The 25,680-nt window shown below is 60.8% G+C and carries 20 protein-coding genes; 5 read left to right on the top strand and 15 right to left on the bottom strand.

What is annotated here, in order from left to right; all coding sequences use genetic code 11:
• The first annotated feature begins 298 nt into the window (after nucleotides 1-298).
• From NMB38_RS05900 to NMB38_RS05885, 4 genes are all read left to right on the top strand, one after another.
• The gene (locus tag NMB38_RS05900) at nucleotides 299-541 is read left to right on the top strand and encodes a hypothetical protein (protein WP_028687410.1); all 243 of its coding nucleotides are present in this window, start codon (nucleotides 299-301) and stop codon (nucleotides 539-541) included.
• Nucleotides 542-629: 88 nt separating this feature from the next.
• The gene (locus tag NMB38_RS05895) at nucleotides 630-893 is read left to right on the top strand and encodes a DUF3077 domain-containing protein (protein WP_132579064.1); all 264 of its coding nucleotides are present in this window, start codon (nucleotides 630-632) and stop codon (nucleotides 891-893) included.
• Nucleotides 894-1,142: 249 nt separating this feature from the next.
• Nucleotides 1,143-2,240 carry an acyltransferase family protein gene (locus NMB38_RS05890; RefSeq protein ID WP_345956656.1) on the top strand — a complete coding sequence of 366 codons (1,098 nt, stop codon included), beginning with the start codon at nucleotides 1,143-1,145 and terminating at the stop codon, nucleotides 2,238-2,240.
• A 390-nt stretch (nucleotides 2,241-2,630) separates the two neighbouring features.
• The gene (locus NMB38_RS05885) at nucleotides 2,631-2,762 is read left to right on the top strand and encodes a hypothetical protein (RefSeq protein WP_345956884.1); all 132 of its coding nucleotides are present in this window, start codon (nucleotides 2,631-2,633) and stop codon (nucleotides 2,760-2,762) included.
• A gap of 88 nt (nucleotides 2,763-2,850) precedes the next feature.
• Here the strand turns inward: NMB38_RS05885 and NMB38_RS05880 are convergent, their stop codons facing one another.
• From NMB38_RS05880 to ihfB, 15 genes are all read right to left on the bottom strand, one after another.
• The gene (locus tag NMB38_RS05880) at nucleotides 2,851-4,917 is read right to left on the bottom strand and encodes an ArnT family glycosyltransferase (protein WP_345956655.1); all 2,067 of its coding nucleotides are present in this window, start codon (nucleotides 4,915-4,917) and stop codon (nucleotides 2,851-2,853) included.
• A 57-nt stretch (nucleotides 4,918-4,974) separates the two neighbouring features.
• The gene (locus NMB38_RS05875) at nucleotides 4,975-5,313 is read right to left on the bottom strand and encodes a DMT family transporter (RefSeq protein ID WP_028687408.1); all 339 of its coding nucleotides are present in this window, start codon (nucleotides 5,311-5,313) and stop codon (nucleotides 4,975-4,977) included.
• Nucleotides 5,310-6,353: a glycosyltransferase family 2 protein gene (locus NMB38_RS05870; RefSeq protein ID WP_080992900.1), complete on the bottom strand. Its 1,044-nt coding sequence runs from the start codon at nucleotides 6,351-6,353 to the stop codon at nucleotides 5,310-5,312. The genes NMB38_RS05875 and NMB38_RS05870 overlap by 4 nt, the downstream gene beginning before the upstream one ends.
• A 67-nt stretch (nucleotides 6,354-6,420) precedes the next feature.
• Nucleotides 6,421-6,810, bottom strand: a complete 390-nt coding sequence (locus NMB38_RS05865; RefSeq protein WP_023536239.1) for a GtrA family protein — start codon at nucleotides 6,808-6,810, stop codon at nucleotides 6,421-6,423.
• Complete coding sequence (locus tag NMB38_RS05860) at nucleotides 6,807-7,757, bottom strand: glycosyltransferase family 2 protein (protein WP_033694998.1); 951 nt, start codon at nucleotides 7,755-7,757, stop codon at nucleotides 6,807-6,809. The genes NMB38_RS05865 and NMB38_RS05860 overlap by 4 nt, the downstream gene beginning before the upstream one ends.
• Entirely contained in the window at nucleotides 7,757-9,346 is a 1,590-nt protein-coding gene (locus NMB38_RS05855; protein ID WP_230396015.1) for a DUF6311 domain-containing protein, read from the bottom strand. Before NMB38_RS05855 ends, NMB38_RS05860 begins: the two co-directional genes overlap by 1 nt.
• Nucleotides 9,347-9,427: 81 nt before the next feature.
• Nucleotides 9,428-11,953 carry a glycosyltransferase family 4 protein gene (locus NMB38_RS05850; protein ID WP_457383839.1) on the bottom strand — a complete coding sequence of 842 codons (2,526 nt, stop codon included), beginning with the start codon at nucleotides 11,951-11,953 and terminating at the stop codon, nucleotides 9,428-9,430.
• Nucleotides 11,953-13,341 carry a methyltransferase domain-containing protein gene (locus NMB38_RS05845; protein ID WP_494354919.1) on the bottom strand — a complete coding sequence of 463 codons (1,389 nt, stop codon included), beginning with the start codon at nucleotides 13,339-13,341 and terminating at the stop codon, nucleotides 11,953-11,955. Before NMB38_RS05845 ends, NMB38_RS05850 begins: the two co-directional genes overlap by 1 nt.
• Complete coding sequence (locus NMB38_RS05840) at nucleotides 13,334-14,554, bottom strand: ABC transporter ATP-binding protein (protein ID WP_023536279.1); 1,221 nt, start codon at nucleotides 14,552-14,554, stop codon at nucleotides 13,334-13,336. Before NMB38_RS05840 ends, NMB38_RS05845 begins: the two co-directional genes overlap by 8 nt.
• The gene (locus NMB38_RS05835) at nucleotides 14,551-15,345 is read right to left on the bottom strand and encodes an ABC transporter permease (protein ID WP_027914255.1); all 795 of its coding nucleotides are present in this window, start codon (nucleotides 15,343-15,345) and stop codon (nucleotides 14,551-14,553) included. Before NMB38_RS05835 ends, NMB38_RS05840 begins: the two co-directional genes overlap by 4 nt.
• A 2-nt stretch (nucleotides 15,346-15,347) precedes the next feature.
• Nucleotides 15,348-16,709, bottom strand: coding sequence for a phosphohexomutase domain-containing protein (locus NMB38_RS05830; RefSeq protein ID WP_027914254.1), 1,362 nt, complete (start codon nucleotides 16,707-16,709; stop codon nucleotides 15,348-15,350).
• A gap of 127 nt (nucleotides 16,710-16,836) precedes the next feature.
• Nucleotides 16,837-18,279, bottom strand: coding sequence for a mannose-1-phosphate guanylyltransferase/mannose-6-phosphate isomerase (locus tag NMB38_RS05825; protein WP_027914253.1), 1,443 nt, complete (start codon nucleotides 18,277-18,279; stop codon nucleotides 16,837-16,839).
• 314 nt (nucleotides 18,280-18,593) lie between these two features.
• On the bottom strand, nucleotides 18,594-20,027 hold the full coding sequence (locus NMB38_RS05820; RefSeq protein WP_494354918.1) for an MBL fold metallo-hydrolase RNA specificity domain-containing protein: 1,434 nt from the start codon (nucleotides 20,025-20,027) through the stop codon (nucleotides 18,594-18,596).
• A gap of 102 nt (nucleotides 20,028-20,129) precedes the next feature.
• Complete coding sequence (locus NMB38_RS05815) at nucleotides 20,130-20,393, bottom strand: lipopolysaccharide assembly protein LapA domain-containing protein (protein WP_023536255.1); 264 nt, start codon at nucleotides 20,391-20,393, stop codon at nucleotides 20,130-20,132.
• An 18-nt stretch (nucleotides 20,394-20,411) separates the two neighbouring features.
• On the bottom strand, nucleotides 20,412-20,711 hold the full coding sequence (ihfB, locus tag NMB38_RS05810) for an integration host factor subunit beta (RefSeq protein WP_023536263.1): 300 nt from the start codon (nucleotides 20,709-20,711) through the stop codon (nucleotides 20,412-20,414).
• Between the two features lie 249 nt (nucleotides 20,712-20,960).
• Here ihfB and NMB38_RS05805 point away from each other — a divergent pair, with 249 nt between their 5' ends.
• Nucleotides 20,961-25,646: a dermonecrotic toxin domain-containing protein gene (locus tag NMB38_RS05805; RefSeq protein WP_494354917.1), complete on the top strand. Its 4,686-nt coding sequence runs from the start codon at nucleotides 20,961-20,963 to the stop codon at nucleotides 25,644-25,646.
• The last annotated feature ends 34 nt before the right edge of the window (nucleotides 25,647-25,680 follow it).

Raw genomic sequence — 25,680 nt, 5'->3', positions numbered from 1 at the left:
AAATCAGAATCTACCCCTTCCCTGTAGTCCATTTCCCAAAGATACTCATCCTCCCTATTTTCCGTTGCGGCCATTCTGGAAGCGACCTAGTCTCGCCCTGTCGTTGGCTATCAACGGCACGGCTTTGACAGGCCGTCACGGTACATAGAAATCAGCTCGTCCTTGATGGCGGCTGTACGTGCGGGCACGCTTGCGTGCGCCGGAACTTGCTATGTCCGCCGGTCTGTCAACCCACGTACAGCTGCCACCCACTTGTTTGACAGCAAGAGGCGGCCGCACTGATCAAAGGACATACGCGATGCTCAAGATCGTCCCCGACCCACCGCACCACATCCACTCCCTGGAAGACACCCTGATTCAAGCCTCGGATCACGCGCTATGCGCCGCAACCGTCGCCCATCAGGCCTTGCTGCTACAGCCCAAATCCCCGACATCGATTCTGATCATGACGTCTCTGCATCAACTCGAGGCGCTGCGGGCATTGCTGGAGTCGGCGCTTCTGCAGGTGCAAAGGCCCAGAGAACCTCGCGCAATGCATTGAAGCCGAATGGGCTGCGCTGGGCTGACCATTGCCAAGCAATGGTCGTCCACACGACAGCCCTGGCAGCAAATAAGCAGGGAGATAATCAATGACCGTACCGGAAACCGGCGTCACCGCTGGCAAAACCAAGTTTTACCAAGGCAAACAGCAAACCGAGCCACTGTTCTGCATCGAACCCGGCATCCCGTGTGAGCACGCCCGCGCCCAAGCCTCAGAACTGATGGGTTACGCGCAGGAGCTGACCATCAGTGGCTTGATGGACGAAAACCCGAAGCTGGTGTGGGCTGCATACTATCTGGGTGCGCTGGCCAAAACGCTGATGGACGATGCTGAGGCTGGCTTGGCGAGCTGAGCGCAGGCCATACCCATAGCACCCAATCGCGCTGTCTGGGGATTCTTCGCACACACGCTCATTGGGTGCTCTATCCCGAGCCAGCGTATACTCCGCCCCGGCAGGGAGGGCTAATGATCATCCTCATATGCCCAGGTAGCAGCGTTCAGCGTTAGTACACAATTTGAAAGCGCCAGTGACCGCAATGCCGGACTCATTTTTGGCTGGATCAACATTTACCTTCCTTACCTCCTTTATCAAGCAGCACACATGACTCTTCCTAACCCCAGTAATCGGCTCTATACGTTGGATGTGCTGCGTGGCGTTGCTGCCCTGTGTGTCGTGTTCTGGCATTGGCAGCACTTCTTCTATGTGGGTAGCGCAGCCCATGACTTCGACCCGGCACAGCAACCGTTCTTCAGCACGTTTGAACTGCTGTATCGGCATGGCAACTTGGCTGTGCAGCTGTTCTTCACATTATCGGGGTTCGTTTTCTACTGGTTGTTCGCAAACGGCATCAGCTGTCGCTCGTTGACGGTGTCACGTTTTGCCCAGGACAGGTTTAGCAGGCTCTACCCTTTGCACATCGTCACGTTCATGGCTGTCGTGGCCCTGCAATGGGCCTATCTCAGCAGCCACGGCACCTATTTCGTCTATCCGTTCAATGACGTCTATCACGCGGTGCTGAATATTTTGATGGTGCCGGCCTGGGGCTTGGAAAAGGGTTGGTCCTTCAACGCGCCTGTGTGGTCGGTGTCGGTGGAAGTGTTGCTCTACGCGATCTTCTTCATCATCTGCCTGACCAAGCGCTGGAAATGGCCATTGACCCTGGCGGCCATCGCGATTGGCAGCTTCCTTTATCCAGACATCTACAAACTGGGTAGTGGTCTGGTGTGCTTTTTCGTCGGTGGCATGACCTATGGCGTGCTGACGTGGGTGCGCCGGTATCTGGGCGATGGGGGTGCGCTGCTCATCACAGGCCCACTGTGTCTGGTGGCCTGGGTCTGGCTTCTGCAAACACCCGCCGGGCTGAACAACCCGTTGCTGCTTTACGTGTGCTACCCATTACTTATTGCCGCACTGGCGGCCGCGGGCTCGCGCTGGCCCGGTCTGGCGCGGCGCTGGGCGTGGCTGGGCGACATTAGTTACTCGTCCTACCTCACTCATTTCCCATTGCAGATCATATTCGCCATGGCCTTCGACGCATTGGCGCTTTCACGAGCAGTGTTCTATCAAGGGTGGGTGATGGTGCTGTTCTTTGCTGTACTCATACCCCTGAGCCTTGCCACCCATCGGTACTTGGAGCGCCCCGCCCAAGCTTGGCTGCGACAGCGAGAGCGGCAGGTTTCTGCATTAACACCTAACTAACCCAACCGGTCCCCTTCTGGAGCAGATCAGCGTTTCATCGCACCGTTCGATTCGCCTGCACCACGCTTAACTGCCGGTTTTGTATTTTTCCGAGGGCGTGGGTACCGCCGCAGCCGGCCTATTGATCGGAATTTACGCCTTTCCTGTAGCCCATTTCCCAAACACAATCCCATCGCCTTTTTTCGATTGCCGTTGTTCAGGCGCAGCCCTAGTCTCTCACCCCGTCGTTGCTCATCAACGACCGGCTTTGGCAGGCTGTTTCGACAAAAAGGTAGTGTCACCCTTATGGTGGCTGTGCGTGGGGCACGTTCGCGTGCGCCGGGTAAGTTCCTCTGTCGACCGGTCTGTCAACCCACGTACAGCTGCCACCCATTTGTTTGACAGCACTAGGTGTCGGCCTCGTCGAAGCTGACCATCAGCGGCTTGATGGACGAAATCCCGAAATTGGTATGGGCCGCGTACTACCTGGGCGCACTGGCCAAGACGTTGATGGACGATGCTGACGCTGGCATGGCGAACTGAGCGGCGGGTTGTTGATTCGGCAAGGTGCTCACTCCCCTGCCCTGACGGTACCTATCGATCCAAGCGCATAGGTACCGTCACAGCACTGCTATTTGTCTTCCCGAATCACAATCTGCCGAAGCCCAATCCCCAACATGCGCTTGTCGCCACTGATACCCAGCTGCTCGGGCGAAGTGGCCTGGGGTACCTTGATGGTCAGCTTGCTGACTTCGTCGGGGTTGTCGATCTTCAAGCTATACGGTTCCACTTCACCGCTCAGCTTCAGCGGATAGCGGCGATCATCTACCTTCACTTCAAAGGTGCGGCCCTGGTTGGGGCCAAACGCCTTGGCGTTGATTTCCAGCGTGAAGGTTTTGGGCAGCGGCCGTGAGAACTGCAACGTCACGGTGTCACCTTCGGACCAGGCGCCCCAGCTTTCGGCATGGGACATGCCGCGCAACGTGTCTACCGACTCGGTGTGGATGTTTGAGCGGAAATCGAGCAGCAGCGGGTTGTCCTTGGGCAGCTTTCTGGCCAACGAGAAGCCATTGAGCTTGAGGACCTTGAAGTCGCCTTTGGCAAACTCGACATCCCCTACTACCAGGATCCATCTCTTGTCAGCCGGCGACTGGTCGGCGGTGTAGATTTCGCCTGGTTTATACGACAAGTCCGGGCCTGCGTTCAAATCTTCCACCCAGTACAGTGCCCGCAGAATCGAGGCCGGGTTATCCCCTACCACCAGCAGATGTGGACGCTCGCTGACGGGCAGGTATTGACGCGCGAACATCCCGGCCTTGTCATACACGTCTGCATGCCTGCGTTCGAGCAGCGACATGCTGGCGTATACCGTACTGACCAGAATGGAAAGCGGCAGGAAGACGAACACGAACAGCTGCAAGCCCTTGCGCGGCTTTGCACACCACAGCATCAAGCTGATCAGCGAGAGCCCTGCGAGTACGTAGAAGGCCCGATTACCAGCGGTAAAGCCGCGCAGCTCAGGGTTATCGATAAAGCTCAGGGTAAACGGGTACATGCGCGTGATGCCGGCATACACCACAGCGCCCATCACCACGATCGCCACGCCCCAGCGCACGTAACGGTGCGCCGTGAGCCTGGCCCCCGCCAGTTCGGCGCCTGCGGCGATGAACAGCAACGGGAACAGGAAGTCGTAGTAGCGCATGTGCAGGCGCAACGCGGTTTCGACGGCGTTGGTGCCGGCCACGGATGCCGAGAACAACGCCACCACGGCGATCAGGTTCAGCAGCAGGAACAGGGTGAAGAAGGCAAACTTCCCGTCCTCGCCGATGGCGCGAGTTCGCAATGTGGCGATGCTGGTGGTGATGATGATCGCCAAGGCGCAGCCGAACATCACGGCATTGCCCAGCAGGTGCCCGGCCGCAATGGTCGGCGCCGCTTTCAGGATGGCCAGGTACCGGTCGAGGCTGGAGGCGCTGGACTCAAGGGTGGTGGCGTAGAAGTTGCCGAACAGCGTCAGGCCTGCCTTGCCGGCGACCAGGTAGCTGAAGCCAAATTTGGTCAGCAACATGACGCCGACGAACACAGCGGCGTTTTTTACCGCCGTCACGAACCAGCGGTCCTGGTCTTTGTAGGCAAAGTAGGCAATGCACAGGCAGAAGGCTGGGATGACGAACAGCGCATGCGGCTTGACCAGGGACGAACACCCCATCAGCACGCCGAGCAGCGCCCAGCGTTGCCAAGGCGCGTTCGAGGCCAGGGTCAGAAAGTACCAGGCGCTGATCCAGAACGTCAGGTAGAACAGCGCTTCAGGCATGAAGTACGTGGTGTAGCCGTTGATCGGCCCGAGCATGCTCAGGGCCACGATCAACACCGACACCCGCGCACTGCAATACCGGCGTGCCACCATGAAGATGAACGGCGAGGCCAGCACGAAGAACAGGGCATTGAGCAGCTTGGTACAACCCACGAACCCGTCGCCACACATCAACGTGGACTTGTAGATGCTCAGGTACAGGTAGTTGGGTATCGATGCGCTCGACAGCGGCAGCACGCGTGCCATCGAGCTGTAGGTGTATTCATCCCCGAAGACGGTTGGGTAGATACCGCTTGAACGCATCATCAGCAGCACGAAGGCCAGTGCCATGATTGCCGCGACTGCCACGGTCGCGTTCAGCTGCGACCTTTCTATCAACTTCATACTGCCCTATCCCTTCTACTGCTCTTCATTTCCACAACCTGCTGCATGTGCGCCCGATCAGGACTTAACGGCCAGTACGATGCCGAACATGATGAATGCGACGCCGATGAAGTACTGGATCTGGAACCGCTCACCCAAGATGAAGTGGCTGCCGATTGGCACCAGCACGAAGGCCAACGCCATCAGCGGGTAGGCTTTGCCCAGTTCGATCTTTTGCAGCACCCACACCCAGGCGATGGTGGTCACACCGTACAGTGCGAACGCAGAGCCCAAAATCATCAGGGTCTTGAGGTCGAAGATGGTGCCGGCGCGCTGCAGCGCACTGGCGCTGAGCTTGAACATGATCTGGCCGGTCGCGATACCCACGACGCATAGAATTGCAATGGCATACATCATGGGCGCTTACCTGCCTTGAACTTGGACTTCAACCGCGATAGGTGGAACGGCCTTCTGGGGACCGAGGCGATGTCCTGCCCCAAGAACGCCAGGATCAGTTGGATACCCAGGAATATCGGCAAGGCAGACAGCATCACGGTGCCGGCAGAGTTGGCGACTCCGGTATAGATGGACGAAGCCCAGTGAGACAGGCCGAAGACCAGACCCCATATCAGCAACAGCAGGCCAGCCGGCAGCTCCAGGGACGCCAGCGACATGTCGCGCAGGTAGTAGTTGTAGAAGATCCGCTTGCCGAAGTTGCGCACGTGCTTGGCCAGGAACTCGCCCACGATCTTGGAAATCTTCAAGTTGCTGACTTCATCGCCGTACTTGGCGTCCATGGGCACATCCACCACCACCGCGCGCAGGGTATTGAGCCGGAACAGGATGTCAGTCTCGAAGAAGTAGCGACGGCTGATCTTGGCGAATGGCAGGTGGCGGGCGACGTCACGGTGGATGGCCGTGTAGCCATTGGTGGGGTCGAACAGGTCCCAGTATCCGGACGAGAACTTGGTCATGAAGGACAGGACAGCGTTGCCGAACAGGCGAATCTTGGGCATTGCCCGGATTTCTTCCAGGTCGTAGAACCGGTTGCCCTTGGTGTAGTCGGCCGTGCCCTCAAGAATGGGCGTGACGAAGTTCATCAGCAGGCCTGGGTCCATCTGGCCATCCCCGTCGATCTTGACGATGATGTCCATGCCGTCCTGGATAGCCGCCTGGTAGCCGGTCATGACCGCACCGCCCACGCCCTGGTTTTCCGGGTTGCGCAGCACCACTACACGCGGGTCGGTGGCGTGTTCCTCGACATAACGGCCGGAGCCTTCCGGGCAGCAATCATCGACTACGTAGATGCGCTCGACTTCCGGGCCAATATCGGCAATGACGCCCAGGATGTGCGCGGTCACTTTGTAGGAAGGGATCACCACCGCAATGCTGGTCGCGCGATCTTCGCAAGGTTGTACGCTGCCAGGCGAAAGGTGTTCTTGCTGGCCAATTGTCATAGTTTGAGTCCTGTTACGTATTCCAAAAAATAGTCATTGCGGTGGGCGTGGCGGCAGGGTGGCGTTTTCATGACTTGGCCGGGGCGAATGCCCAGAGCTTCATCACCATGAAGTTGAGCACTGGCACGATGAAGACCACCATCACCAGGCCCACGCCATAGTGCCAACCCATGTATTCGACCCACGAGGTGATGAGCAGCGTCAGGCCCAGCGACACCAGTGAGACCAGCAAGAAGCGCCGGTATCCCAGCCAACTCATCGGCACACGGAAGGTGAACCGGCTGTTGATGCAGTAGGACATCAGGTTGGCCACGATGAATGCACACGCGTTGGCCACGGCTGCCGGCGGCGCCAGGGTTTCCATCAGCAAAATCACCACGCCGGCATGCACCGCCGTGTTGGCCACGCCGACCAAGGCAAAACGCAGAAACTGGTAGTACTTGCCCGGAATGATCATCGGTCGGTCTTGACCACTTCGCGCACGATGTACACGGGCCGGCGCTTGGATTCCACGAAGATCCGCCCGACATACTCCCCAAGCACCCCTATGCCGATCAGCTGCACGCCGCTGGCGAACAGGATGGTGATCATCAACGAGGCATAGCCGGGCGTATCGGCGCCAAAGCACAGGGTCTTGATCAGCAGGTAAACCGCATACACAAAGGCCATGGCCGATACCGCACAGCCCAGGTAAGTCCATATGCGCAAGGGGGCCGAGCTGTAGCTGGTGATGCCTTCGATGGCAAAATTCCAGAGTTTCCAGGTGTTGAAGCTGGTCTTGCCGGTGCTGCGTGGCGCCACCTGGTATTCGATGGTGGCGGTGCGAAAACCTACCCAGGCAAACAGCCCCTTCATGAAGCGACGGTTTTCAGGAAGCCTTTTTAGCGCCTCGACGACCTTGCGGTCCATCAAGCGAAAATCGCCCACGTCCGCAGGTATGTGGATGTCCGAGATGGAGTTGTGCAGTTTGTAGAACCCGTTGGCGGTGAACTTCTGCACCGCGTGGTCAGTGCGCCGATCCACGCGCTTGGCCAGCACCACTTCGGCGCCCTCCTCCCATTTGGCAACGAGTTCCAGCACCACTTCGGGAGGATGCTGAAGGTCGGAGTCGATGGGCACGACTGCATCGCCGGTCGCAAAGTCCAGGCCAGCTGAAAGCGCGGCTTCTTTCCCAAAGTTTCGTGACAGGTCAACGACCGTTACGTACGGGTAAGCCGCCTGGGCCTTGAGCAGTTCTTCGTAGGTCTGGTCCCTGCTGCCGTCATTGATCGCGATGACCTCGAAGTCATAGCGATCGGCCAACGTCTTTGACAGGGCGTCCACACGCTCGAAAAACGCGCAAACACCGCGCTCTTCGTTGTAGAACGGTGAGATCAGCGACAACAAGCGCCTGGGCTGGCTCATCAGTGGCGCTCCTTGTCCACATCAAACTTGCACACATGGGCGTAATCGAGTTCGGTGCACTGGGGCTGATGGTCGGCTGGGAACAGCGCCAGCGCCTGGCCCACTTCAGGGAAATCGCCCTTGACGAATACATACAGGGAGTGGCGCGCATCGGAGCCTGCAATTTCGGCCTGGGTGCTTTCCACTGCACAGTTGGAGTTGGCGCGTGCCACGTAGCCGGTGTTGATCTTGAGCCCGTGCTCGACGGCATACCGCATGGTCGGCATCAGCGTACTGAGGATCATGTCCGAGCGCCCGCAGCGGAACTTGGGGAAGAAATACAGATACTGAATGCCATCGGCTATCTGGGCGTCCCACGCAGCCTGGGTCAGGATTGGTGTTGCCGGGCGCTTGGCGCCATCGATCAAGCGGTGGCGCTGGATGGACATGTCCGCCACCTGCACCACGATCAACACCAACATCGCCAGCGCGAAAACGCGTTTGGGCAGCCTGCGGTACAGCAGTACGATGGCCGCGATGGTCAGCGCATACCCTACAGGCCAGAAGAACCGGCCAGAGGCCCGGAACTGCGTAGTGATGGCCTCCATGAACGCGGGGTAATGCAGCACCAGCACCTGGTGGGTGCCCCAATAGATGCTGTCGGAAAGTGCATACAGGGTGAGCCCAAGCATCACCAGCACCAGCGGCCAGTTGTCCGCCGCCCACCTCACTGCCCTGCGCCCGCCCAGTACCAGGCCGGCCAGCAACCCCAGCAAGACACCCAGGCCCAGGTAATTGAAGCCTTCGTATTGCCCCGGCATTTCGGCGTTTTCGATGGGGAAGAACGTACCCCCTGAAAACGGTGCCAGCAGGTTCATGGAAAACGTGCCGAAACCGGTTTCCTTGGCCACGTTCGTGGAGTCCATGGGGAACACGGTCACCCACAAGCTGGCGCCGATGATCAGGAACGGCAACAACGCCCGAGGCACGTCCACCCAGCGGTAGTGCCGTGGCTTGGCCAGCCAGTTGGCGACATAAATGGCGCTCGCCATCACGCACAGGTAGATGTTGATGTAGAAGCCGGCCACCAACAATGCTGTCCAGCCTGCCACGGGCACCTGCCCCAGGCGCTGCCCACGCAAGTAGAGTGCGATGGCTGCCAGCAGGATCCAGTGCGTCATCAGCGAGATATGGGTCACACGCGCTGTAAAGGCCGGGAAGATCAGCAGGCACACCACCAGCGCCACCAGTGCCAGCCAGGACTTGACCTCAAGCTCGCGCAGTATCCACCAGCCACACACGGCCTGGCCCAGGAATGCTAGGCCCACCCACACGCCGTAGGGGTTGAACGGTGCGTATGACGCGGGCACCACCAGTTTCAGGATAAGCGCATACAGCGGAATGGTGTCCATGAACGTCGCGCGCGTGCCCTGCGGGTAATTGATGCTGTCGAATGCCAGCAGCGGATACCCGAAAGGCGCACTGAAGAACGCGTGGAAGCCAGAGATGTATTGCGTAACGTCGTCGACTTCCGACTGCCAGTACGACGATGTACCGGCGATGAACCCCGAAGGAAAATGATGCCACACGAACCAGACGGCGATAGCCAACGCTAACGCCAGGCCCGTCCTCCCCGTGGAACCCAACCTTGAACTCATTGCAAACGCCCCAGTGTGTGTTTTATAGGCGCGTTAGAACGCGCACTTATCGATTGCAGCCACCAGCTGTTGTGCGCTGGCTTTCCATGTCAACCATGGCATTTCGGTGGATTGAGGGTGTTCGCCCTTTTCGAACAACCCCAGCCATTGCTTGATCTTCTCGGCAATTTCTTCTGTGTGCGTGCCTTCGAAGTACCAGGCGTGATCACCGGCCACTTCCCTGAATACCGCAAGGTCGCGGGCGATGATTGGCAGTTTGTGCTGCGCGGCCTCGATCAGCGGCAAGCCGAAGCCTTCACCGTAGGAGCCGGCCACCAGGCAGTCGGACTCCTGGTACAGGTGCTCCAGGTATTCGTCGCTGGCACCGGAGAGCCACAACAGCCGCTTGCCGCGCTCGGCGTGGTTCTCGAGCTTGCGCGCCAGTTCATCGACCAGCCAGCCATGCTTGCCCACGATCACGAGATTGGCTTGTACCCCATCGGCCCATAGCTGTTCAAACGCCTCTAGCGTTTGTGCATGCCCTTTACGGGGTTCCAGCGTACCTACCATCAGGAAGGTAGGGTTGTCTTCCAGCGCTTCCAGGCGCATGGCCGGGTCTTCCGGGAAGCCCAGCGATGGCACGGACTGGTCAAGGTCGGCGCCCAAGTGGAAGGCGCCAATGTGGAACGGGCGCTTGCGTGCAGGCATGTGCTCCAGGTACCAGTCATTGAGCTCATCAGCCACGGCTTGGGAAATGCAGATGGCGCCGTCGTATTCGGCCACCGTCCGTATCCATTTCGCATAGTGTTCGTGCAGGCTTTCGACGAAACAGTGCGGCAGTTGCAGAATCAGCAAGTCGTAGACCACGAACAGGATGCTGACGCCGTGGTCACGCATGGCGTTGAAGTAGGCCTTCTTGTGCGGCAGCACATCCATCAACAGGTCCAGGCCCAGGTACACGTCGCCAGCACGGTAGCTGATGACTTCGTCCTGCAACGCTTCGTTCGGCTCCTGGCCCAGGAACTTGGCGGTGAACGCCGACGCTTCACGGTAGTACGGCTCTGCAGGCGTGGTGTACACCGGTACGACCTTGTAGGTCGAAGGCGGATTGACCAGCCATTCCAGCAGAATGCTGCGCACCACGCGCTGGATGCCGCTCTTGCCGTCGTGCTTGCACAGCTCCGAAATGTCGACGAACAGGCTTGGTACATCCGTAGGCGGTTGCACGGAGTAATCAACGGCCTTGGCCAGGCGCTCGACGCTGACCTCACCGTTTTGCAGCGGCGCACTGGCACTGAGGGTTTCGATCAACTGTTGCAGGTGGTCATGCGGCTGCTCGATGTGCGCCTGGACGGCCTGGCGCTGGGCCATGGCGTGTTCGAAGGCCTCGAGGGCGGCCTGCCCTGTACGGTCCCACGAGAAATGCTCGGCGCGGTCTGACCCGTGAACGGCCAGGGCCTTGCGGAAGGCGTCGTCCAGCAGGGCTTGCTCGAGCTTGCTGGCAATCGCCGCTGGATCGTGTGGGTCGAAGGTTGCCTGATCCCAGCCAATGACCTCCGGTACGCTGGAGGCGTTGGCACCGATCACGGGCGCGCCACATTTCATGGCCTCCAGCGGCGGCAGCCCAAAGCCTTCGTGCCAGGACGGGAATACGTAGAGCTCGCAGATGCTGTACAGGCTGCGCAGCTCGGCATCGCTGACGAAACCGGTGAATGCCAGGTCGTCCGGGGCCAGCCCCTGGTCACGGGCATGCTGACGGTACAGGTCCACGTGGTATTGCGGCATCTTGCCGGCGAATACCAGTTGGGTCTCACCCAGCTTGGGTTTGACGGCTGCGAAGGCCTCGATCAGGCGAGGCAGGTTCTTGCGCTCGTCGGCGCCACCGGTGTACAGCACGAACGGTTCGCGCAGGCCGAATTTCTCAAGCAGCGCCAGACGCTCTTCGTGGGCGAGCGTGACCGGGTAGAACACGTCATCGGCAGCGGTGGATACGTTGACGACTTTCGCCTCATCCAGCGGCAGCAGGGAGAGTGCTTCCTGACGCGCGAAGTCCGAGATCGACAGCAGCAGATCGTACTGCTGGAATGCGCCGACCTTGGCCAGGTAGTGGCTTTTGTAGGCCGGGTTGCCGTCGAGGTACTGCTTGGGGCTTACCAGCGGGATCAGGTCATAGAGCGTGGCGCTGACCAGCGCATCATGGTGCAGCGTGGCACTGCCGATCACCGCGTCATCGATGTAGCCTTCCACCGAGCTGGTCACGTGGATCACGTCCGGCTCGAGCGCGTCGATGCAGGCCTGGCGCATATGTTCGGCCGTCTGGCGACGCGCCAGGTTGTTCGGGTGGCTGTCGGCGACGGGGCCTTCGGCGTACCACACGCGGATATGGCTCTGCGGCAACAAACCGATGAACGCGGTGCGGATGGGCTCGATGCTCTCGTGCAGCATGCCATTGAGCACAAGATAGACTTCGTGTTCGCCGCGGTTGCGCACGATGCTCTGGGCAAACGCCATGCTGTACCGACCAATCCCTCTGAAACGGCTTTCGGTCTGCGCGCCCTGCATGTCAATTACGATACGCATTACTTCTGGCCCTTCGTCACGGCAGCACGGAGCGCGCTTTCGATCTGGCGCCCCCGTGGGGTCAATGGAGCATGGTCGATCAAACCGTGCTGTGGGTCGTTGGCCTCTACAGGCACTGCAGGCGCTGGCACCTTCAACAGGTCACGCAACACGCCAGTAAGCCAGGGGCTGCGCTGAACCAGGGCCCTGACCTTGCGCTCGACGGCAGGGCGACGCGCCAGCCACAGCCGTGCATGGGGCGCGACACGGCGCAGGGTGTGCTTGGCGGTAGTTGCGGCGCTGCGAGGGTGCTTGACCAGGTGGCCCAGCTTGCGCACGGGCGTGGTCGCGCGCCACACGGTGCTGCTCTGGAATGTGGTCAACTGCTGTTCGAGCGCGGTGGCGCGCAGGTACCAGTGGTGGGCGTTGCTCAGCGAGGTGTTCATCTCGAGTTGCAGCCGTTCGGCCTGCTCGCGTGCCTGGGCCAGTGCGTGCTGGGCATGCTCGCGCTCGTTGTCCAGTTGGGCTTGCAAGCGCTCGCGCTCTTGCGCAAACCCTGCCTCGAGCAATTGCACGCGCTCGGCTTGTTCGGCTTTCAGGGAGCCGAGCAGGTCATGTACTTCGGTTGCCATCTGATTCTCTAGGATATTCAACCGGCCCTCCAGGGCCTGGTCATAACGCGAGGCCAATTCGTCCAGCGCTACGCCATACACCTGCTCGAACGGTGCGTCGAACGCGGCCAGTATTTCGGCCGGTGCCTGCTTCTGCGCCACCACGGCGTAATCCGGGCTGGTGCCGGCCAACACGTCCATCACGCCAAGCTTGCGCTCCGGCTCGCGCAGGTCCGGCGCTTCTTGCAGGCGCAGGACCTTGGAGCGGGCAAAGCCCTTGAACTCGGTCAAGAACGACAGCAGCAGGCTGGGGATTGGGCGGTCATGGGTGGGGTCGACGAAGAAATTGTTGGTGCCGACCACCACGTTTTCAGCGTTGGGCGTTTCCAGGATCAGCAAGCCGCCGGGTTGCAGCACCCGCATGGCTTCGCCAACCATTTCTTCCAGCACGGTAAAGGGAATGTGCTCGGCGATATGAAAGCCGCTGACGGCGATCAGGCTGGCATCGGGCAACTGGCGCAGCGCGTTGAGCGCATCGTCGGTGCGCACCGGCAGGCCCAGTTCGCGGCAGGCTTCGAGCATGCCTTCGTCCAGGTCCACACCGCTGGCGTCATAGCCTTCACGAATCAGCATTTCCAGCCACTCGCCACGGCCGCAGCCTACGTCCAGCACGCCCGCCTGGGGGTACAGGTCTTTGAGCGGCGCCAGAAACGGCAGGTAGACTTCGAGGCGGCTGGCGATCAGCGCCCGGGAGCCGCGATGGCGGTCTTCGAACGCCCGGTAGAATCGACTATCCATTACTGCACTCCACGGTCGGAGGTATCCAGGCAAGGCCTACGAACGTACTTTCCGAAACGTTGACGACGTTGAACACCAAGGCCAGGTCGCGCCACTCGTAGTTGTCCACCACGTGGGCATCGGCCGCATGCAGCGCGACGGCGACGGAATAAGAACCCACGCCCAGGTTGGCGGGGAAGCGGAAACGGTACGACAGCTGCGTGCCCTGGGCGAGGTCCTTGCGGGCACACCCCAGGTGGTGGGTGTTGGTGCCGTATACGTCCTGCCCCAGGCGGTCCTTGATCACATAGCCCACCACCAGTTCGGGCAACGGGGCGTTGATGGCCACGTCCACGGTCAGGCAGACGTCCTCGCCCACGGTCACGTATTCGGCGGCAGCGCCCTGGGCGTTGAGCAGCGAGACACCTGCGATGCTGGCCTTGCCACTGCCCGAGCGGGTTTGCACTGCACCGTTCTCGAGGGTTTGCACTTCGACGGTGGCGTTTTCTTTCTGGGCGATCAGGGCGTTGTAGTAATCCATCACCTCTTCAGGTGGCCCGTCCTTGATGACGGTGCCGCCGTCCAGCAGGATCGCCCGGTTGCACAGGGCCTGAATGGCGGCGCGGTCGTGGGACACGATCAGCAGCGTGGTGCCAGCCTGCTGGAATTCCTTGATGCGGCCAAAGCTCTTGTGCTGGAAGTAGCTGTCACCCACCGACAAGGCTTCGTCGATGATCAGGATTTCGGGGCGGAATGCCGTGGCGACGGCAAAGGCCACACGCATCTGCATACCGCTGGAATAGGTGCGCACCGTCTGGTCGAAGTACTCGCCAATTTCGGCGAACGCCTCGATGTCGTCGATCACGCCGTCGATCTGGTCGGTGGTAAAGCCCATCAGGCCGGCGGCGTGGTAGGCATTCTGACGCCCGCTCAACTCGGCGTTGAAGCCCATGCCCAGCTCGAGGATGGCGGCGATGCGGCCGTTGACGCGCACGGTGCCTTCGCTGGGTTGCAGGGTGCCGGTGATCATTTTCAGCAGCGTGGACTTGCCCGCGCCGTTCTGCCCCACCAGGCCGATGGCTTCACCGGCCTCGATGTTGAAGCTGATGTGCTTGAGCACCCAATGCTCGCTGCTGGCCTTGACCGGCAAGTAGCACCAGCGCGCGATGCGCTGCCATTCGGAGCGGTAGCTGCGGTAGGCCTTGCCTACGTTGCTGACGGACAGAAGTGTCATAGCGAGTCCACCATTTCGGCAGAAGCCCTGCGGAACAGGAACAGCCCCAGTACCATCAGGCCCAGGGCAATGGCGACCGTGACGCCCAGTTCGGCGATGTTCGGCGCAAGCTTGTAGACCAGCGCGTTGTGATAGCCGGTGACGATGGCATACATCGGGTTGATGTCCAGGGTGCCCTTGAGGTAGTCGGGCACGATGTTGACCGAGTACACGATCGGCGTGAACCAGAACCATACCTGCATGATGATCGGCACCACCTGACCAATGTCACGCAAGAACACGTTCAGCACACCCAGCACCAGGCCCAGGCCGACGGCGAAGGCCACCACCACCAGGGTCAGGGGCAGCAGCCACAGCATCTGCGCGTTGGGCGCATGGCCCAGCAAGGCGAAGATGATCATGGCGGCGATGAACAGCAACAGGTTGTTGAGCAGGCACGACCCCACCACGATCACCGGCAGCGCAATGCGCGGAAAGCGCATCTTCTTCATCAGGTTGCCCTGTTCGATGAACACCGTCAGGCAGCGGCCGACGATTTCCGCGAACAGGTTCCAGGCCAGGATGCCGGCAATCAGGTACAGCGCGTAGGCGTACTTGTTGTCGATGCCGGGCAGGCGCGCGCCCAGCACGTTGGACAGGATCAACGCGTAGATGGCCACCTGGGCCAGGGGGTGGATGATCATCCACAGGCCGCCTAGCTTGCTGCGGGCAAAGCGCGAGATGAACTCGTTCTTGATGGAGGTGAGGATGAAGCCCCGGTAATCCCAGACGCCCCGAAACATGCCTAACATAGTTATCCTTGAATCAAACGGGCGATTTGCGCGACGTGCTGCGCCACCAGCGCTTCATCACCGCGGCTTTCCACGTTCAGGCGCAGCAGGGGCTCGGTGTTGGAGCCGCGCAGGCTGAAACGCCAGTCGGCGAAGGCCACGCTGATGCCGTCGGTGCGGTCGACGCTGGGGTTTTGCGGCAGGTAGTGGTTCAGGATCTTGTCGATGGTGCCTTTCACATCGGCCACCTCGTAGTTGATCTCGCCGCTGCACGGGAACTTGGCGATACGCTCGTCCACCAGCTGGGCCAGGGTCTTGCCGGTCACGCTCATCAGCTCGGCCACCAGCAGCCACGGGATGTTGCCGCTGTCGCAGTAGGCAAAGTCGCGGAAGTAGTGGTGGGCGCTCATTTCGCCGCCGTATACGGCGTCTTCGGCGCGCATGCGCTCCTTGATGAAGGCATGGCCAGTCTTGCTCTGGATGGCCACGCCGCCGGCTGCTTCCACCTGTTCGATGGTGTTCCAGGTCAGGCGTGGGTCGTGGATGATCTTGCTGCCAGGGTGCTTGGCCAGCAGCATCTCGGCCAGCAGGCCGACCACGTAGTAGCCTTCGATGAAGCGGCCCTGGTTGTCGAAGAAGAAGCAGCGGTCGAAGTCGCCGTCGAAGGCGATGCCCATGTCGGCGCCGGTGTCGAGCACGGCCTGGCGGGTCAGGTCGCGGTTTTCCGGCAGCAGCGGGTTGGGAATGCCGTTGGGGAAGTTGCCGTCCGGCTCGCCGTTGATCAGGGTGATGTCCAGGGGCAGGCGTGCCTTGAGCAGCTCGATCACCGGGCCCACAGCGCCGTTACCGGGGTCGGCCAGCACCTTGAGCGGCTTGAGGGTGTCGAGGTTGACGTAGGTGAGCAGGTGGTCGATGTAGGCGGTCTTGTCGAACACCTCGCGCACCTGGCCGGGCTTGGCGGCAGGCTCACCCAGGCTACCGGCTTCGACGCGCTGGCGGATGTCGTTCAGGCCCGTGTCGCCGCTGATCGGGCGGGACTGCTCGCGCACCAGCTTCATGCCGTTGTAACCCTTGGGGTTATGGCTGGCGGTGATCATCACGCCGCCGTCGGCCTGGTGATGGCTGGTGGCAAAGTACACTTCTTCAGTACCGCACAGGCCGATGTCGATCACATCGGCACCGCCTTCGGTCAGGCCTTTGATCAGCGCCAGCGACAAACCGGGGCTTTCCAGGCGCATGTCACGGCCCACCACGTAGGTGCGCCCGCCCAGCTCGGCCACCAGGGCGCGGCCAATGCGGTAGGCCACGTCATCGTTGAGGTCGGCAGGCACTTGGCCGCGGATATCGTAGGCTTTGAAACAACGGGTCTGGATGGGTGGGTACATACGTCTCACTCAATGCGGTGGCGCCAGGGGCGCCGACAGTCTGAACAGGGATAGCCGGCCACGGTGGGCGACCGAAGACCGGCCCGGTGCCTGGCCAGGCACGACGGGCCGACGGGAAAGCCTGGACTCAGGCGTCGCAACGACCGTAATTGTCCTCGAAACGCACGATGTCGTCTTCGCCGAGGTAGTCGCCGCTTTGAACTTCGATAAGCACCAGGTCGATCACGCCCGGGTTCTGCAAGCGGTGCTTGTGACCGGCGCGGATGAACGTGGATTCGTTGGTGTTGAGCATCAGCTCCTTGTCATCGTTGACCACCACGGCCATGCCGCTGACCACGATCCAGTGCTCGCTGCGGTGATGGTGCATCTGCAGGGACAGGGATGCCTTGGGCTTGACCACGATGCGCTTGATCTTGAAGCGCTCGCCGTCTTCCAGGGTGGTGTAGGTGCCCCAGGGGCGATGCACGGTGCGGTGCAGCAGGTGCGCCGAGTGGCCATCGCTTTTCAGGCGCTTGACGATGTGCTTGACGTCCTGGGCGTGGTCCTTGTGGGCGATCAGCAGGGCGTCGGGGGTGTCGACCACCAGCAGGTCCTGCACGCCAACCAAGGCCGCCAGGCGGTCTTCGGTGGTGACGTAGTTGTTGCTCGATGCATGGGCCAGCACTTCGCCTTCGAAGCGGTTGCCCGATTCGTCCGGGGCGGTCAGTTCGCTGACGGCGTTCCACGACCCGATGTCGCTCCAGCCGATGTCGCAGGGAATGGTCGCGACCTTGCGTGAGCGCTCCATCAGGGCGTAATCGATGGAGATGTCAGGCACATTGGCGAATGTGTCGGGGTCGAGCGCCATGCAGCTGTAGCCCTTGGCGGTGGTGTGGCGCGAGGCCTCCAGCGTCTGGGCCACGGCGTGCAGCACGTCCGGGGCGTGTTCCTGGAACTGCTCGATGACGGTGCCGACCTGGAAGCAGAACATGCCGGCGTTCCAGAAATAGTTGCCGGCGGCTACATAGGCTTCGGCGGTGGCGGCATCGGGCTTCTCGACGAAGCGTGCGACCTTGAGGCCACCGTCCAGCGCGCCATCGGCGGCCGCTTCGATGTAGCCGAAGCCGGTTTCGGGGTACTGGGGCTTGATGCCGAAGGTGACCAGCCAACCTTGCTCGGCCAGGTGCACCGCTCGGTTTACGGCTTGGGAGAACGCCGCTTCGTCCTGGATCAGGTGGTCGGCAGCCAGCACCAGCATGTAGGCCTGCGGGCCATGCACCTGCTGGAGTTGCAGGGCGGCAGCGGCCACGGCGGCGGCGGTGTTGCGACCGAACGGTTCGAGAATATAGCCCTGGGGGTGGCCCTGGGTATTGATGGCGCGGTATTCGTCTTCGGTCTTGAACAGCAGTTCACGGTTGGTGACGGTCAGAACTTCTGCAACGCCGTCCAGTTTGGAGGCGCGCAGGAACGTCTTCTGAATCAGGTTTTGCCCGTCGGGCAGGGTCATGAACGGCTTGGGGTGAGCCTCACGAGAAACAGGCCACAAACGGCTGCCAACGCCACCGGAAAGAATAACCGGGATCAATTCCATATTCGGATCCTTAACAGCCAGTTGATGGTTCAATTGGCCAGCATGAGTCTTATTTCTGATCGTCGTCGCGCACAACGCAACGCCGCTAAGTTACGCGCCTAGCGTGAGTAATCTCTGGCTATCCATAGGCTCGAGACGCAAGCATCACGGCGAAGAATACCAGAGAATACGCTTTGTAGCTTGCGCGCAGGCTGCGGCCAGCGTGGCCGACATGCCCTACCTGGTGATCGCCTCGGGCAGGTCGCGCGAGGGGGTGGTGAGCCGTGGTGTGTATCAGACAACGTCGGCGCCCATCGTTCCGTGAATCGCTCGCATTATCTTGCGATTTCCACCTGGGTTGGCCAGCCAAGCGCCTGCGTGCGCCGCTGCAGCGCCTGTGCCAGCGCCGTTTTCGCACCGGCCCGGCCATGCACCAGCACAATGCGCGCCGGGGCACGCTCGCTGCTGGTGGCGAAGGCGACCAGGCCGGCCTGGTCGGCGTGGCCTGAATAGCCACCGAGGGTCAGCACTTTGGCCCAGATGCTGTAGTACTGCCCCTCCAGGTCCACCTGGCCCAGGCCCTGCCCCCGTTCGCTGGCCTGGATCACCGCACCGGGAGTGCCCTTGGCCTGATGGCCTACGAACATCACTTCATGCCTGGGGTCGCCCAGCATAGCCTTGAGGTAATTGACGATGCGCCCGCCCGAGCACATGCCGTTGCCTGCAATGACGATGGCGGGCCTGCCGGTGCTTTTTAGGTAGTTGACCACCTGCTGGTGACGGGCGTGGGTGTCTACGCTGATCAGTTGGCCGAACGCGAGCGGGTCGCGGCCATTTGCCAGGCGCGCCCTGGCCTGCTCGTTCCAATAAGGGTGCAGGTCGCGGTAGGCCTGGGTGATGCGCTGGGCCAGGGGCGAATCGAGAATGATCGGCAGCTGCGACCACTCCACGGGCTCGCCTTGTGGCGAGGGGCCTGTCCTGCCCAGCAAGGCCTTGCGGTGCAGGACCTCTTCGAGGTCATGGAGCAGTACCTGGGTGCGCCCCAGGCTGAAGGCCGGGATCAGCAAGGTGCCGTGATCGGCCAGTGCGCGGTCAATGGCCGCTTCCAGTCGCTGGATGCGATCACCAGTGGGTGGGTGAAGGCGGTCGCCATAGGTGCTTTCCAGCACCAGCACATCGGCGTGCTCCGGGGGCTGCAAGGGGCGCAGCAAGGGGTCGTTGCCCGGGCCCAGGTCACCTGAAAATACATAGCGCGTGCTGTTTGGCCCGTGCTGGATGTCGCATTCGACGTAGGCTGAACCCAAGAGGTGACCCGCACGCTGCAGGCGGATGGCGCATGCCACCTGCGGGTGCTGAACCACGGTATGCGAGTGCCCGAAAGGCAGGGGCACGATCAGGTTTTGTACCAGGGCGATGTAGCGGGCCACTTGGGCAGGTGTGCTGTCGATGCCGAGCTTGAAGGCGTCTTCGAGCACCAGGGGCAATAACCTGGCGGAGGGCTCGCTACAGAGGATGGGGCCGCGGTATCCCTGGGCCAGCAATGCCGGAATGCGGCCTACGTAGTCCAGGTGCACGTGCGTGACGATCAGGGCCTGGATGCCAGTGATGTCGAACCCGAGCGCGTTGCCCTGCGCGCCCGGTGTGGCATCGGCGCCCTGCTCGGCACCGCAGTCGACCAGCAGGCTGACGCCAGGGCCTAAATGAAGCTGATGGCAGGAACCCGTCACGCCGCGTACCGCGCCGTGGTGGGTTAGGCCGGGGTAATCCATGCTGCGCACTCTCGCCGGGGGCTAAAACGAAGTGAGCAATTAGTCCATGGTGACTGTTGCTTTAATAGGCAGGCATTTCCTAAAGCAACCTAAGAAAAATCTTTATTTGCCGCTCAGCGCCGCTTCGCGAGCCGAAGCACGGATTTTGCGCTTGCTGCGCTGCACGCCGTAGGCGCCCAGCAAAGGCCCAACGGCCAGGCCAATGATCAGCGCTGCCAGCACTACCACTGCCACGGGCACCTGTGGCGCAACCCAGCCAAACAAGGTCAAGGCTACGGTCTGCTGGTTTTCCAGCACGAAGAACAGCACTACAGCCGCCAGCAGCAGAACGAAGACAGCTGCCAGTGCACGCTTGAGGTTACGCATTGGGTTGCTCCTAGGAAATCAGGTGTGAGCCTCGTCTTCTTCTTCATTGACCCGATCACGCAATTCCTTGCCGGGTTTGAAGTGCGGAACGAACTTGCCTTCGAGGCTGACCGACTGGCCGGTCTTGGGGTTACGACCTACCCGTGGTGCCCGATAATGCAGCGAGAAGCTGCCAAAACCGCGGATCTCGATGCGATCACCGGTAGCAAGGCATTGTGACATCTGTTCAAGCATGGTCTTGATGGCCAGCTCTACGTCCTTGGACGAGAGTAGCCCTTGATGGGTGACAATACGTTCGATCAGCTCCGACTTCGTCATGATTTTCCCTTCGTTATCAAGCAGCTAGATCATTGCTTAACCAGTTTGTAGCACGGTGCGAGGGATTTGAACAGGTCGGTTCTTGACTTATTCGAAGAATGTTGGTCCAGGCTGGCGGGCAAGTGCAGACAGCACGGCGCCGTGCCTGGGCGCAGCCAAAGGCCTTGACCGATGTGCAGCACATAGATAGCACCGGGTGCCTTGGCACGCTTGGAACATTGTGGTTACAACCCACAAGGAGCTCCAAGCATGCCCTCTTCCCACCCCCATCCACCTGCACCACATGACCTCAATCGTGCCATCGCCATGCGCTTTGGCAACCGCCCTACCCTGCGCCAAGTGGTAGGCGAGCAACTGATGAACCTGATCATCGCGCATTACCCCAAGGTGGCCGTTCACCGCCCCGACATGAAAACGGCCGAACCGCTGAAATTTCTTCGCTGGCACGTGGACGGCTACTGGACAGTTACCCCGCTTGTCGAGGTTGTGCTGCAACGCTTTCTTGATGGCGCACCGGTGGATTTTTCCCGCCAGGACCGCTTCAGCCTCAAACCACCGCTTCGCTTTTTTGCCATCCCCGATGCGTTCGAAACAGCCGATGATGACCTTGTCGACCCCGGCACGCTTAACGATGCATTCAATGCGTTTCTGCCGACCCTTCATGCGTGCTTTGCACAGGCTCAGATCGACTACTGGAATGCAGGCAACGGCAACGATCACGATACCTGGGTTCAACAGGTGCTTCGCGCCGGGCTTCTGAGTGGGTTGGCCGATCAGGCGTTGACCGCTGATGAGCAGCGATGCTTGCAGGATCTGCTGCTCGAAAGAACCGAGGGTTTTGCCGTGCACACCGTACGCATGCATTGGCGCTTGGGCGAAGACAGCACCCGTGAACTCCTGCCTGGGCTGCTGGTGAACGCCAGTAGCGAAGTGGCCAACGTGACACTCTGGTGCACGTCTGCAGGGGATGTGAAAGGTTTCACCTCGCTGGAGGACTTTGGCACCTACTTGAAGACGCAGTACCGGCCGACAGCGACCGATGACGGTTTTTCGTGGGCGCTCTACGAAACTGACGGTAACGCGTTTGCTTTGTTGTCCGGCGTATTGCTTGAAATCCTGCTGTCGCGGTTGAACCGTGTACGGTTGAGCGATCTGAACACGGTGGATGAGTTGGCGTCTGCCTATCAGGCCGTGGTCGACCCCTCGCAGTTCTTCGCCCAGAGGGCCGATCTGCCCACTCAACAGCTGGCCATCGATCTGCCTGAGAAATTGTTGAACGCCGACTTCAACAGTCAGAGCCGCTATCTCCAGGCGCTGATAGATGTTTGCGTGTTGCAGGCCTCCCAGGCAAATGCCCAGCCCCCTGCAGAACCGGATGATCTGCAACCCTATGCGCGGCGCAAGCTACGCGAACAGATGCTGGCCGATCACCCTGCAGACAGCGCCTTCGACGCGGATGACCTGTTACTGACCGTCAATACCTACGCCAATGACGGCCATGGGCTGGGCTTCCCGCAGCTGATAGAAAGCAAGACGCTGACGTTGACCGAGTACGCCATCGGTCGCCTTGAGGCAACCGGCGCAAGCCCTGTAGCCGCTGTAGCCCATCGCACCCATGGGCAGATCCCTTCCTGGCTTGACCCCGAGTACCTGCGCCAGTTGGTTGCCACTGTAGACATAGGCGGCACCTATCCGCGCTACCTCGATGGCTTGCTTGGGGATGAACAGTACAAAGCCAGCCACCTCAACGCCTTTGCGGCGCAATGGCGCTTGGGCCTGATGCTCGATGCTGCCTTCGCGCTGTGTACCGGGCATATCGACTCACGCAGCTATGCGGCGGTGGCAAGCTTTTGCCGTTTACCCGCAAGCAATGAGAAGGCGTTGGCCATCGCGCCCCTGGCTTTCAAGCGCTCGCCCGACTCGCAGTTGGTCGACAAGGCGCACGGTTTCTTCGTCATCCAGGTGGCCAATAGCGGCGCACTGTTGCTGTACTGTCCGATGCACAGGGGCGCGCTCAAACAATTCAAGGACCCGCACGGCCTCATGCAGGAGATTGCCCAGCCCGGCCGCGTGCAGGAAGAGGTGCTGGCATGGCTCGACCAAGCGCACCGGGCCGTTTACGACAAGGGTGGCTTCAAAGAGCCCCATCTGCCCCACTGGGTGTTCGATCCGTACGCGCCACTGAGCAAGCCAGCCCCTGTTGAACTCGCGCTGACGTTCTGGACCCATGACATCGATGCGAACCTGTTCGAAGCCAAGCGCTCGATGCTGCTCGAACTGGCCGACCGCAGCGCCATGAGCAACAGCGAGTTACGCTGGCAGTCCATCAAGACGTTTGCCTGGCAGTTGCTGAACGTGGTCGCGCCCGTTCTACCGGGGCCGATCTCTTCGATTGCCTTGCTGTACATCGGTATGACTGCAGTAGCCGAGGACCTGAAACTGCTGCTTGAAGGCAGCGCTACGGATCGAACCCAAGCTGTGGTGGATCTGCTGAACAACACACTGATGGTGCTGATCCATGCGCAGCTTCCCAGAACGGAGCCGCCCCACGCCGGGGCGCAGACTGGGCTGAGTATCGATCCAGCCTCGGTGCGACTGGGCGGCGATATCGATCCGTTGCCATTGCCTGAGCCGGGCAGTGTGTCCACGGTCGAGGCACTGCAGGCGCAAGCGACCACACAACTCGATTTTGCATGGCGGGGCGCCCAGGGTTTCAATGAGCTATCCGGGGTTCAACGCACGCGATTGCAAGCCATGGCTGCCTCGGTAAGCCTGGACGGCGGGTCGGTGATCAAGCAAGGGCCTCTGGAAGGCTTGTACGAGCTTGAGCATGGGCGCTATGTGCGGCTGCAAGGAAAGGCTTATGCGGTCGACTCGGCCGATGGGCTTACCCGCATCGTCGGGCCGGATGGCAGCCAGGGGCCACTGATCAGACGCGACCCACAAGGGTGGCGTATCGATACGCGACTGCGCGGCGGCGGGGACCGACCCGGTTCAAGCACTCAGCAGCGCTTGCGCGAGCGGTTGGTCCGTCGGATCCGAACCGCGCAGCAGGCGGTCGAAAAAAGCCTCGCCGACGCGGAAAGAGGCGCCGTTGAATATGAAGGCCTGCGCCCACGCATCGAGGCCGCTCGCGCTCAATGGCTGAAAGTGGATGAGCGGCTCAAGCAACCGCCGCCGCAAGATCCTGAACAGCATGCCCAGTTCGAGCGGGCAACCGGGCTGTTTGCCAAACGGCATACGGAGTTGCTGGCGCAGATAAAGAACTTGCGCCGCCAGCGTATCGAATCCGCTGTAGGGATTTTCCAGAGCTACCTTGAGGCCGAGCGCAACATGGTTGCCCTGTTCGATGACCGTAGCTACATGGCCAGCACCAGCTATGCGCCAGAACAGCGGCAGGCGTTGGCAGATGTCAGGCGCAACTTGATTGGCTATGGGCAGTTCATCATCGAAGAGCAGTTGCATACCGGTCGCTTCAGTGAGTATGACCGACTGACCACGGCGCTCAACGCCGCGCCACCTGAGGTGCGCCAAGCCGCGTATGACCAGTACCGTGAAGTGCTTGAAAGCATCATTATCGACCAGCCTTTGATCATCGAATACATGGCGGCGCTCGATCGGCTGCTTGCTGTTACCGATTTGGACATGACGGTACCGAGCACTCACGCAGCGGACAGGACCATCGCCCAGATCATCGAAGCGCGCACCACCACCACGCCAAACATACGGTTCTTCCAGGCCATGGGCCTGGTTGAGATGGCGCTGCGTTTTGAGGCCTTGCAAGACTATGCGCACTACGCGGTATTCAGGGCTGCACTTGCCGGGGAGCGCTTGCGGGTGGCCGCTAATGCTCACCATCTGTCCCTGTTCACCGACCTGCAGACTGCTCAGCGTATCGATATTCTGCAGAGTGCCTGGGATGAATATTCGGCCGCCATTCTCAACAGTCAGCGTATTGCCCAGCTGGGCAGCGAGCTCGTGGATATCGAGCGCCTCGAGGCGTATCGACATCAGATGGTCGAGTTCAAGACCATGGCCGGCGACGCGCTGGTCATCGCATTACGCGAGCAGGCCGTCGGCCAGCAACACTCCACCACCCGTCCGGTATACCGTCGGCAGGCGTTGCAGGTGGCCAAGACAGCGGCCGGCCAGACGGTGATCGGTTCGGAGTCGATCGTGGATGGGCAGCCTGTGCTGCAAGTTCGCGGGACCTTCAGCCAGACGGCACTGCATACCTTCACCCGGGAAAGTGGCACATGGGTCGAACAACTGCCTGCTGTGGGCAAGGTATCACCCCCCAGGGCGCCCACACCGGAAAGCGAACGTCAGGAACAAGCGCTGGCTGAAGGGATGCTTGCTCAGAATCAGAACGTACTTGCCAAAGCGCGCAAGCTGGTCGAAGAAGATATCGATAGCCATTCATTGACGTCGATGCTCGATGCACAAATAGGGGAAGTGCAGACACTGCGCGATCAGCTAGCCGACAGTGAAGCGGACTCTGAACTGCTGCAACGCCTGGACGATGCCTTGGTGGCCTTGCGCGACGGGAAACGCGAGGTGCTGGTCAAGCTGCACAGCACCACACGCTTTCCCAGCGCAGAAGGCTTGCACTACTTGCACAAGCAAGGGCTGGTGCGGGTGACCTATCAAGGGCCGCGGCAGGCGCTGGCCGAAGGTTATCTGGATGAGTACCGCATCGATGTGCTCGAAGCGCCAGGCAGCGAGCGCGGCAAGCCCCTGTGGGCCGCTCACTTTCATTTCAATGACGCGGCCGCCGCACCGACGGCTTTCGGCAAAGGTCATCTGAAACTGTGGCGGCAGCGCAAGCTGGGTTACAGGGAACAGGTCAGAAGCGCTGCCGTGGGCGAGGAGTTGCGGATTCACCGAGGCAACCTGACCTATGCTCAGGCACGTGGGGTAATTCCTTTCCACTGACCAGACGCCGGGGTGCCTTGACGGCTGCGAGCGA

It is taken from the genome of Pseudomonas sp. FBCC-B35 (assembly GCF_059133755.1).
Note: the sequence above shows the minus strand (reverse complement) of the source record. Positions and strands in the feature narration are given on the sequence as shown.